The following is a 9,694-nucleotide window of genomic DNA, read 5'->3' as shown; positions in this document are numbered from 1 at the left end:
CGGACGACCCCCGCGCGGACGACGCCCGCGCCGACGATGCCCCCGCGGACGACCCCCGCGCGGACGAGGCAGAGGTCGCCGTGCCGCGCTCCGGCCGGGGCCGGTGACGGTGCCGTCCGGCGTCGCCCCGGTGCCGGCGGACATCCCCGCCGAGCTCGCCGTATCCGGCCCGGGACGGCTGGCGGTCGACGTCGTCGTCGACGCGGACATCGAGACCGTGTTCGCGGCCGCAACCGACTGGCCGGCTCAGGCTCGCTGGATCCCGCTGACCGACGTCCGCGTGGTGCGCGGCGACGGGCGGAGCCCGGGCAGCGTCGTACATGCGTTCACCGGCGTGCGGCTCGGTTTCCTCAACCGCAGGGTCGGCTTCCTGGACGTCTTCCACGTCGTGACGTGGGAGCCACCGCATCGCGTCGACGTGGTGCACGTCGGGCGGCTGGTTCGGGGGCCGGGAGCGTTTCGGCTGGTCGAACGGGGTGCAGACCGCACCGCGATGACGTGGAGCGAGGACCTGCACCTGCCGCTCGGGAAGTTCGGCGCGCGGGTGTGGCCACTGGTCCGCCCGCTCGCCGCCGCGGCTCTGGCGGTCGGGCTCCGGCGCTTCCGCCGCTACGTCGCCCGCACCAGCGGGTCCGCCGCACGGCGATGAGCGACGCCGACGCCGTGGCGCTGGCGGAGGTCGGGCTGCTGCGCGGGCCCGACGACCGGCTTCGCTGCTCCTGGGCGGGCGCGGCCGAGGACTACGTCGCCTACCACGACCAGGAGTGGGGCCGCCGCCTCGCCGGGGACGACGCGCTGTTCGAACGGCTGTGCCTGGAGGCGTTCCAGTCCGGCCTGTCCTGGCTCACGATCCTGCGCCGTCGGGAGGGCTTCCGGCGGGCGTTCGCCGGCTTCTCGGTGGCTGCCGTTGCGGCGTTCGACGAGTCGGACGTCGAGCGGCTGCTCGCCGACACCGGGATCATCCGCAACCGGGCGAAGATCGACGCCGCGATCGGCAACGCGCGGCTCGCCGCGCAGCTCCCCGACGGGCTCTCCGCGCTGCTCTGGTCGTTCGCGCCACCGCCGCGCCCCCGGCCGCGCACCCGGGCGGACGTGCCCGCCACGTCACCGGAGTCGGTGGCCCTCGCCAAGGACCTGCGCCGACGCGGATTCCGCTTCGTGGGTCCCACCACTGCGTACGCGTTGATGCAGGCAACCGGTATGGTCGATGACCACATCGTTGGCTGTCACGCAGGCGCGGCGTAGGACATTCTTCGATCTTTTTCGCCTTGCTGTCGGCCCCCGGTACGCGGCGGAGACCCCGTGCGGACCGTGGCCGACCTCTTTTGTGCAGGTCCGGCGCGTGCTAGTCCACTGTGTTTAGCCGGGTCGAGTTTGGGACGCCAGCAGGTATGGGCGAGAATAAGACAGTAGTGAGATGTCCCGGGCACGTGAGATCCAGCGAGCCTGCAAAGAGTGACCGTACTAGCACCGACGGTCACCGGTCGAGGGGAGCACGAGATGGCGGCCATGAAGCCGCGGACGGGTGACGGTCCGCTCGAAGTCACCAAGGAGGGCCGCGGCATCGTGATGCGCGTACCGCTCGAGGGCGGCGGACGCCTAGTCGTCGAGATGTCGGCCGACGAGGCCAGCGCGCTTGGGGACGCTCTGAAGAACGTCGCAGGTTAGAACGCCGCCCGCAGCCGGCCCAGCTCGCACGGAGCCGCACCCGTGCAGGCCGGGCCGGCTGTCGTTTTGCCCGACGGCGGGTTACCCATCGGCCGTGCTGTCGACGACCGACGCGTCGGCCTGCCGCTGTTCGGCCCCGCCTGTGCTCAGGAAGCAGGCCGCGCGAGCAGAATGAGACCCTGGCGTTCGCGAACTACTGACCGGGAGGAGCCAGCGTGCTCGACGTCCGACTGGTGGCTGTCACGGAGTTGACCGGCGGCCCGCTTCCGGTGGTGCTCGCGCTGCCCACGGCGCCGAACGAGGCCACGCCGGACGCCGCCACGCACGCTCCGGACGCCTTCGCGGACACGCCCGACGCGGTGCCCGAGGCAACCGTGGACGCGGAGGACGCCGAGGAGCGGGCCGAGCCCGCTCGACTGCTCCCCACCGCCTACCCGCTGCCCGCCGGACTCGGCGACACGCTCGCCGCCTGGCTGGGCGACGAGCGGCGTCCCGAACCGCCGGCGAAGGGCAAGGCCGGCGAGGTGTCCACGCTCCCACTGCCGGGTGGATCACCGGCGGTCGTCCTGCTGGTCGGCACCGGGGAGGGCGCCGAAGCGGACTGGCGCAAGGCCGGTGCGGCGCTGGTGCGGGCCGCGTCCGGGGACCCGGAGATCGCCTTCGTGCTGCCGTCCGACGCCTCCCCGGACGCCGTTCGCGGGCTGTTCGAGGGTGCGCTGCTGGCGTCGTACCGGTTCACGCTGGCGTCGGACCCCAAGCCCGCCACGCTGACGACGGTCCGGATCGTCGTCGACGACCCCTCGCGTTTCGAGGACGCCAGGGCGCGCGCCGAAGCCGTGGCCCACGGGACGACCTTCGCCCGTGACCTGGTGAACACGCCCAGCAACATCAAGTCGCCGGAGTGGTTCGCCGAGCAGGCGGTCGAGGCGGCCACCGCACTCGGAATCGACGCCCAGGTCCGCGACCCCGAGTGGCTGGCCGCGAACGATTTCGGCGGAATGCTCGCGGTGGGCGGTGGTTCGACGCGCGGCCCCCGCCTGCTGGAGCTGCGGTGGGCGCCGGACGGCGTCGAGCTGCACACGCTGCGCCACGTCGTCCTGGTGGGCAAGGGCATCACGTTCGACACCGGCGGCATCTCGATCAAGCCCGCGCAGGGCATGCAGATGATGAAGAAGGACATGGGCGGCGGTGCGGCCGTGGTCGGAGCGGTGCTCTCCGCCGCGGCGCTGAAGGTGCCGCTGCGGGTGACCGTGCTGGTACCGCTCGCCGAGAACATGCCCAGCGGTACCGCCTACCGCCCTGGCGACGTCGTCCGCCACTACGGTGGCCGCACCTCGGAGATCTTCAGCACCGACGCCGAGGGCCGGATGGTGCTCGGCGACGTGCTGGCGTACGCGGTCGCGACCATGCAGCCGGACGTCCTCATCGACCTGGCGACGCTGACCGGCGGGCAGTCGGTCGCGCTCGGCAAGCGCACCGCGGCGCTGTTCTCGGAGAACGACGACCTGGCGAAGGCGCTGTTCGAGGCCGCCGAGCGGGCCGGTGAGCGGGTGTGGCAGCTGCCGCTGCCCGAGGACTATCTGGAGCAGATCGACTCGGACGTCGCGGACGCGAACAACAGCGGCGGACGTGGTGCGCAGACCGCCACCGCCGCGCTGTTCCTCCGCCCGTTCACCGGCGAGGCGCGGGACCGCTGGGTCCACATCGACATGTCCGGTCCGGCCTGGTCCGACGGCCCGAACGACGAGCTCACCAAGGGCGCGACCGGCTGGGGAGCCCGCACTCTGTCCCGCTACCTGGAAACCCTCTGACGCGGCGAAGCCTGGTTCGCTTGAACCTGGAGCCCGCCCAGGGCGGGCCGCCCTCTAACCCAGGCTCATATAGACCGTGGCGGTCTGCTCGGCGATCGCTTCCCAGCTGAACAGGTCGACGGCACGCTGGCGGCCGGCGCGGCCCAGGGCGCTTCCGCGCAGCGGGTCGCTCACGATCGATCCGAGCGCCTCGGCCAGCCCCGCCTCGAAGCCGGGCAGGTCGTCCGGCGTGTACGGCACGAGCAGCCCGGTGACGCCGTCCTGCACCACCTCGGGGATGCCGCCGACCGCGCTCGCGACGACCGGAGCCCGGCAGGCCATCGCCTCCAGGTTCACGATGCCCAGCGGCTCGTAGACCGACGGGCAGACGAACGCCGCAGCGTGGCTGAGCAGCGAGATGACTTCCTCGCGCGCCAGCATCTCGGTCTCGTGCAGCACCGTGTGCCCACCCGTCCGGAGGTGGTCGATCCGCTCGGTGACCTCGGCGGCGATCTCCGGGGTGTCCGGCGCGGACGCGCAGAGCACGATCTGGACGTCCCGGTCCAGCCGCTCGGCCGCGGCCAGCAGGTGCGTGATGCCCTTCTGCCGGGTGATCCGTCCGACGTACAGGACGTAGGGGCGGTCCTGGTCGATGCCGACCTTCTCCAGCGCGGCGTCGTCGCCGGTGGGGGAGTACAGCTCGGTGTCGACGCCGTTGTGGACGACGTGGATCCGTCCGGGGTCCAGTCGCGGGTAGGCGGTGAGCACGTCGTCGCGCATGCCGTTGCTGACCGCGATCACCGCGTCGGCGGCTTCGTAGGCGGTCCGCTCGGCCCAGGACGAGATCCGGTACCCGCCGCCGAGCTGCTCGGCCTTCCACGGGCGTAGCGGCTCCAGCGAGTGTGCCGTGACGACGTGCGGCCGGTCGTGCAGCAGCTTCGCCAAGTGGCCGCCGAGGTTGGCGTACCAGGTGTGCGAGTGGATGACGCTGACGTCGCCCACCCCGTCGGCCATCTGCAGGTCGATCGCGAGCGCCCGCAGCGCGCCGTTGGCGTCGGCCAGCTCGCTCGGCGCGAGGTAAGCACGGGCGTCCTTACGGGGCTGGCCGAAGCAGTGCACTTCGACCTCCACCAGGCGGCGGAGCTCGCGGACGAGGAAGTCGACGTGAACGCCCGCACCCCCGTACACCTCGGGGGGATACTCGTTCGTCAGAACCGCGACGCGCATGCGCTCACCCTACGGCGTCGTACCGGTTCGCCCACGGGCACGCGTCGGTTCCCCCGTGTGTCGACGAGGCATATTCGGAGGCGGTCTGCCGGGCGGAGGGTACGGGGCCGGAGTGTCCAGTGGGTGACTGGTGCGCTCGGTTCCGAATATGTCTCGCACGAGGCATATTCGGAGGCGGTCTGCCGGGCGGAGGGTACGGGGCCGGAGTGTCCAGTGGGTGACTGGTGCGCTCGGTTCCGAATATGTCTCGCAGCTGTTAAACCGAGGGCCACGAAGGCGACTAGGAGTGCGGACCGCGGGGAACTAGGGTCGCACTATGGTGGGTGGCTCGGTGACACGTTCAGTTCTCGGCATCGTCCTGGCGGGTGGCGAGGGCAAGCGGCTGATGCCGCTGACAGCGGACCGGGCGAAGCCCGCGGTTCCGTTCGGCGGTCCGTATCGGCTGATCGACTTCGTCCTGTCGAACCTGGTGAACGCGGATATCCGCAAGATCTGCGTGCTGACGCAGTACAAGTCCCATTCGCTCGACCGACATGTCACCACCACGTGGCGGATGAGCACGCTGCTCGGGAACTACGTGACTCCGGTCCCGGCGCAGCAGCGGCTCGGTCCGCGCTGGTACACCGGTTCGGCCGACGCGATCTACCAGTCGCTGAACCTCGTTTACGACGAGGACCCGGAGTACATCGCGGTGTTCGGTGCCGACCACGTGTACCGGATGGACCCGGCACAGATGATCGAGCAGCACGTCTTCTCCGGCGCGGGGGTGACTGTCGCCGGCATCCGGGTGCCGCGCAGGGAGGCGACTGAGTTCGGCGTGATCGAGACCGCCGCCGACGGCCGGACGATCGCCCAGTTCCTGGAGAAGCCGGCCGACCCGCCGGGAGTACCGGACGACCCCGAGGTCGCCTACGCCTCGATGGGCAACTACGTCTTCACGACGAAGACGCTGCTGGAGGCGCTCCGGCTGGACGCGGAGGACCCCGCGTCGGCGCACGACATGGGTGGCAACATCATCCCGACGCTGGTCGGCAAGGGCGAGGCCGCGGTCTACGACTTCTCCGACAACGAGGTGCCCGGCCAGACCGAGCGCGACCGCGGCTACTGGCGCGACGTCGGGACGCTCGACTCGTATTACGAGGCGCACCGCGACCTGGCGTCCGTCCACCCGGTGTTCAACCTCTACAACCGGGCCTGGCCGATCCTGACCTCGATGCCGCAGCTGCCGCCGGCCAAGTTCGCGCTCACCGGGCGGGCCATCGAGTCGATCATCTCGGCCGGGTGCATCGTCACCGGAGAGGTCCGCGACTCGGTGCTCTCGCCCGGCGTCCTGGTGGCGGGAAAGGCACAGGTCTCGGAGTCGGTTCTGCTCAACGGAGTGACGATCGGGGAAGGCGCGATCGTGCGCCGGGCGATCCTGGACAAGAACGTGGTCGTGCCGCCGGGTGCCCGGATCGGTGTGGACGAGGAGTTCGACCGGCACCACTACCGGGTCAGCGACAGTGGTGTGGTGGTGCTCGGAAAGGGCCAGCCGGTCGTCGTCCCCTGAGCGTTATCCGGCTCGCTTCACTGCGACCAGCAGGCCGTCGTCGACCGGCAGGATCGCCGGCGTGAGGGTTTGGTGGTCGCGGATCGTCCGCAGCAGTTCGCGGAGCACCACCGTGATCGGGTCGCGGACGCTGGAGTCGGCCACCCGACCGCCGAGTAAGACGCCGCCGAACGCCACCGCGCCGCCCGGCCGCAGCAGGCGTAGCGACTCGACCAGGTAGTCCGGGTACTCGGCGACCGGAGCGTCGCTGATCAGCACCAGGTCGTAGTAGCCATCGGCCAGCCGGGGCAGGACCTCCAGCGCCCGGCCGTTGATCAGCCGGGCGCGGCTGGCAGGCACGCCGGCTTCCCGGAACGCGAGCCGGGCGGCCCCCTGGAGCTCCGCCTCGGCGTCGATGCTCGTGAGGACTCCGTCCGGACGCATGCCGCGGAGCACCCACAGGCCGCTCACCCCGGTGCCGGTGCCCACCTCGACGACCGCCTTCGCCTGTAGCGCGGCGGCGAGGACCCGCAGCGCGGCACCGCACTCCGGAGAGAGCGCCAGGCAGCCGAGTTCGTCCGCGCGGGCGCGCGCCGCGGCGAGGATCGCGTCCTCGGCAGCGACGTCCAACCGGCCCAGCCCGTGACCTCCGGCCGAATTGCCGGGTCTGGAGGGAAACGAGGACGTGTCAGGGTGCGCTGAGGCATCCATCACAGTCCTCCCGTCCCAGCACCGCCTCGGACAGGGTAGGGGAACGCGCCCGACCCGCGATCCGTTGGCAGGCAGGAAGCACAGCACGACGAGGCAGACGGTCGCGCGGCAGGCAAGAGTGGGAGGGCCCGGGCACAATGGTGATCACACCGGTAGCGCCTGTGAAGGAGGTCGCGGTGGGCACGCCTACTGGGTCCTCCGAGGACCCCGTTGAGACCAACGGTTCCGGTCCCGCTGAGAACGAGGCCGCACCGGCGGAGACCGTCCCGACCGAGGCCGGATTCACCGAGGCGGTCAACTGGGACCCGCCGGCGTGGGACGAGGTGGTCCGCGACCACTCCGCCCGCGTCTACCGGCTGGCCTACCGGCTGACCGGCAACCGGCCCGACGCCGAAGACCTCACCCAAGAGGTGTTCGTCCGGGTCTTCCGCGCGCTCGACCGGTACCGCCCCGGCACGTTCGAGGGGTGGCTCCATCGGATCACCACCAACCTCTTCCTGGACCTGGCGCGGCGACGCGCCCGGATCCGCTTCGAGGCACTGCCTGACGACGCCGAGCGCGTTCCCGGCCGGGAGCGCAGCCCGGAGCAGGTTTTCGTCGACGAGAATCTCGACGACGACGTCCAGCGTGCGCTGGCCGCGTTGCCGCCGGACTTCCGCGCCCCGGTCGTCCTGTGCGACATCGAAGGCCTCTCCTACGAGGAGATCGCCGCGACGCTGGGCGTGAAGCTCGGTACGGTCCGCAGCCGGATTCACCGCGGCCGTAGCCAGTTGCGTGAGGCACTGGCGCACCGAGCCCCCCGCAGTTCCTCCTACGGCGCCGACGGTGGTGCCGACGCCGAGAGCTCTGTGGATGGAATGTCGTGACTGGTCCCCGCCGAGACCCGCACCTCGGTGAGCTCGCGTCCGCCTTCGCGGACGACGCGCTCGACCTGACGACCCGTGACCGGGTCCTCGTTCATCTCGCCCACTGCGCGGAGTGCCGCGCGGAGGTCGACGGCCACCGCCAGGTCAAGGCCCGGCTGGCCAGGCTCGAAGCGCCGCCGTGCCCGGATTCGCTACTCAACCGGCTGCGCGCGCTGCCCGATACCACTCCGACGGACCGGGCCACCCCGGCGCTGACCCCACCACCGCTCCGCCTGGAAGCGAGCTTTCGGTCGGTGGCACCTGCGGGTCGCCCGTCGGCTACCCGGCGTCCGGCCGCCGTCGCCGCACCCGGCCGTCGGCGTCCCGCCGGACGTCGCCCGGGGGTCACCCGTCCCAGTGGACGACGGCTCCGGCGCAGCGTGGTGGCGACCGCGGTCGGTGGTGTGGCGGCGTTCGCGATCAGCCTCTCCACCGTCGTCGTTCTCGGCGGCGACCAGCAGCCCAGCACGGTGAGCCCGCCGGTGCAGACCTACGTCAAGGAGCACGGTGCCGTGACCGGTGGAGTACCCGGCGGTGACCGGGAAGCATCCGTCGTCGACGTCGCGGACACGGACGAGTGAAGCTGGTCGATCCGCGCGCCGGGCTGCTGCGAGCGGCCCGTCGCCTCGTGCTCGTGATGGGCGCCGGTGCGCTCGGCGCCGTGGTCTGCTCGACCGGCGTCTACCTGTTCGTCCCGGCGCCGGTGGAGACGACCGGCGCCGGTAAGTCCGGCGGCGGCTCGACGCTGCGGAGCGCGCCTGCCTTCACCGGCAGCACGCGAACGCTCGGCGCGGGCGAGCGGCGTGCGCTCGACCTCCTCCGCCGGGCCGGGCTGGCGCAGGCCCAGATCGGTTACCAGGGCACGAAGCTCTTCCGCAGCTGGTCCCGCTGGGGTCAGGTGACGACGACCGCGTTCGTCCGCAACGTGCCCGGACAGGGCGTCACGGTCATCGCGAACGACGGCTCCGGGCGGAGCCCGGCGGGCGAGCGGGGCGGGCAGATCATCACGGCCGAGGGCAGGCTCGACCTCTCCGACGAGACGCTCGCGACGCTCACCCAGGCCTACCGGATCGAGATCCGGGCCGCCGAGCGGATGTTGGACCGGCCGGTGACCCGGATCGACGTCCTGCGGCTGAGCGGCACGACCGTCGGGCGGCTCTGGCTGGACGACGCGACCGGGCTGGCCGTCCAGCGCGAACTGCTCGACACGGCGGGCCGGGTCATCCGGCGGTCGACGTTCACCGGCCTGACCGTGCTGGCGCCCACCGACGCGAAGCCGGTGGCGGCGACCCCGGAGCCCTCGGCGTCCCCGGCGGCCGACGAGTGCGACGACGGACTCTCCGACGACGAGCTGGCCGAGCTGGTGCGAGCGGGCTGGGATCTCCCGGGGCGCCAGCTCGCCGGGCTGACGCAGGTGTGCGCGCGGACGGTCGGCACCGGCGCCGACCGGTCCGTCCAGCTGAGTTACTCCGACGGTCTGTTCGCCCTGTCGCTGTTCGCCCAGCGCGGCCGGCTGGACTCCAGCGGGCCGGCCGGCTTCGCCCGGCACCAGATCGGCGACCGGGACGTGTATCTCCGCTGCGGCCTGTACCGAGAGCTGAGCTGGGCCGGCTCGGGCATGGTCTACACGGTGGTCACCGACGTCCCCGACGCCACGGTGGCGACGGTCGTCGAGACGCTCCCCACGGTGTCCGCGGACACCGGGGTACTCGCCCGGATGAGCAAGGGGATCCGGCGAGTGGGATCCTGGGTCGATCCTTTTCACTGACCGCTTTCCGACCGGCGACTGCTGAGGTCGCTTGATCGTGGAGAATGCCGGTGATGAAAGCGTTCAGTTGACGCGCTCGTTCACGGCTATCGCGGTC

At 71.7% G+C, this 9,694-nt stretch carries 10 protein-coding genes; 8 read left to right on the top strand and 2 right to left on the bottom strand.

All coding sequences use genetic code 11. The features are described 5' to 3' along the window. Positions 1 to 103: 103 nt before the first annotated feature. The 4 genes from ABEB28_RS29105 to ABEB28_RS29090 all read left to right on the top strand — a co-directional run bounded on the left by ABEB28_RS29105 (position 104) and on the right by ABEB28_RS29090 (position 3,479). Entirely contained in the window at positions 104 to 649 is a 546-nt protein-coding gene (locus ABEB28_RS29105; RefSeq protein ID WP_345731435.1) for an SRPBCC family protein, read from the top strand. Then, positions 646 to 1,245, top strand: coding sequence for a DNA-3-methyladenine glycosylase I (locus ABEB28_RS29100; RefSeq protein WP_345731434.1), 600 nt, complete (start codon positions 646 to 648; stop codon positions 1,243 to 1,245). The genes ABEB28_RS29105 and ABEB28_RS29100 overlap by 4 nt, the downstream gene beginning before the upstream one ends. A 255-nt stretch (positions 1,246 to 1,500) precedes the next feature. Next, positions 1,501 to 1,668 carry a DUF3117 domain-containing protein gene (locus ABEB28_RS29095; RefSeq protein ID WP_143175284.1) on the top strand — a complete coding sequence of 56 codons (168 nt, stop codon included), beginning with the start codon at positions 1,501 to 1,503 and terminating at the stop codon, positions 1,666 to 1,668. 215 nt (positions 1,669 to 1,883) lie between these two features. Beyond that, complete coding sequence (locus ABEB28_RS29090) at positions 1,884 to 3,479, top strand: leucyl aminopeptidase (RefSeq protein ID WP_345731433.1); 1,596 nt, start codon at positions 1,884 to 1,886, stop codon at positions 3,477 to 3,479. Positions 3,480 to 3,533: 54 nt separating this feature from the next. Here ABEB28_RS29090 and glgA read toward each other — a convergent pair whose 3' ends face one another. Then, the gene (gene glgA / locus ABEB28_RS29085; RefSeq protein WP_345731432.1) at positions 3,534 to 4,685 is read right to left on the bottom strand and encodes a glycogen synthase; all 1,152 of its coding nucleotides are present in this window, start codon (positions 4,683 to 4,685) and stop codon (positions 3,534 to 3,536) included. A 331-nt stretch (positions 4,686 to 5,016) separates the two neighbouring features. Here glgA and glgC point away from each other — a divergent pair, with 331 nt between their 5' ends. Continuing rightward, entirely contained in the window at positions 5,017 to 6,234 is a 1,218-nt protein-coding gene (gene glgC / locus ABEB28_RS29080; protein WP_345731431.1) for a glucose-1-phosphate adenylyltransferase, read from the top strand. 3 nt (positions 6,235 to 6,237) lie between these two features. Here glgC and ABEB28_RS29075 read toward each other — a convergent pair whose 3' ends face one another. Beyond that, positions 6,238 to 6,843, bottom strand: coding sequence for an O-methyltransferase (locus ABEB28_RS29075; RefSeq protein WP_345731430.1), 606 nt, complete (start codon positions 6,841 to 6,843; stop codon positions 6,238 to 6,240). A 257-nt stretch (positions 6,844 to 7,100) separates the two neighbouring features. On the opposite strand from ABEB28_RS29075, the gene sigE reads away from it, so the two are divergent. Genes sigE through ABEB28_RS29060 form a run of 3 tightly spaced genes read left to right on the top strand, consistent with a single transcriptional unit; the run spans position 7,101 to position 9,597 of the window. After that, positions 7,101 to 7,790: an RNA polymerase sigma factor SigE gene (sigE, locus tag ABEB28_RS29070; protein WP_345731429.1), complete on the top strand. Its 690-nt coding sequence runs from the start codon at positions 7,101 to 7,103 to the stop codon at positions 7,788 to 7,790. Then, the gene (locus tag ABEB28_RS29065) at positions 7,787 to 8,410 is read left to right on the top strand and encodes an anti-sigma factor family protein (protein ID WP_345731428.1); all 624 of its coding nucleotides are present in this window, start codon (positions 7,787 to 7,789) and stop codon (positions 8,408 to 8,410) included. Before sigE ends, ABEB28_RS29065 begins: the two co-directional genes overlap by 4 nt. Beyond that, entirely contained in the window at positions 8,407 to 9,597 is a 1,191-nt protein-coding gene (locus ABEB28_RS29060) for a sigma-E factor regulatory protein RseB domain-containing protein (RefSeq protein ID WP_345731427.1), read from the top strand. The genes ABEB28_RS29065 and ABEB28_RS29060 overlap by 4 nt, the downstream gene beginning before the upstream one ends. Positions 9,598 to 9,694: the final 97 nt, after the last annotated feature.

It is taken from the genome of Cryptosporangium minutisporangium (assembly GCF_039536245.1).
Taxonomy (GTDB): Bacteria; Actinomycetota; Actinomycetes; order Mycobacteriales; family Cryptosporangiaceae; genus Cryptosporangium; species Cryptosporangium minutisporangium.
The sequence above is the reverse complement of the archived record's forward strand: the minus strand, read 5'-3'. Positions and strand labels throughout refer to the sequence as shown.

What these genes read in the sequence shown, in the direction of transcription:
- ABEB28_RS29100 (WP_345731434.1), top strand. Translation starts at nt 646, where the DNA reads ATGAGCGACGCCGACGCCGTGGCGCTGGCGGAGGTCGGGCTGCTGCGC.
- glgA (WP_345731432.1), bottom strand. Translation starts at nt 4,685, where the DNA reads ATGCGCGTCGCGGTTCTGACGAACGAGTATCCCCCCGAGGTGTACGGG.
- ABEB28_RS29095 (WP_143175284.1), top strand. Translation starts at nt 1,501, where the DNA reads ATGGCGGCCATGAAGCCGCGGACGGGTGACGGTCCGCTCGAAGTCACC.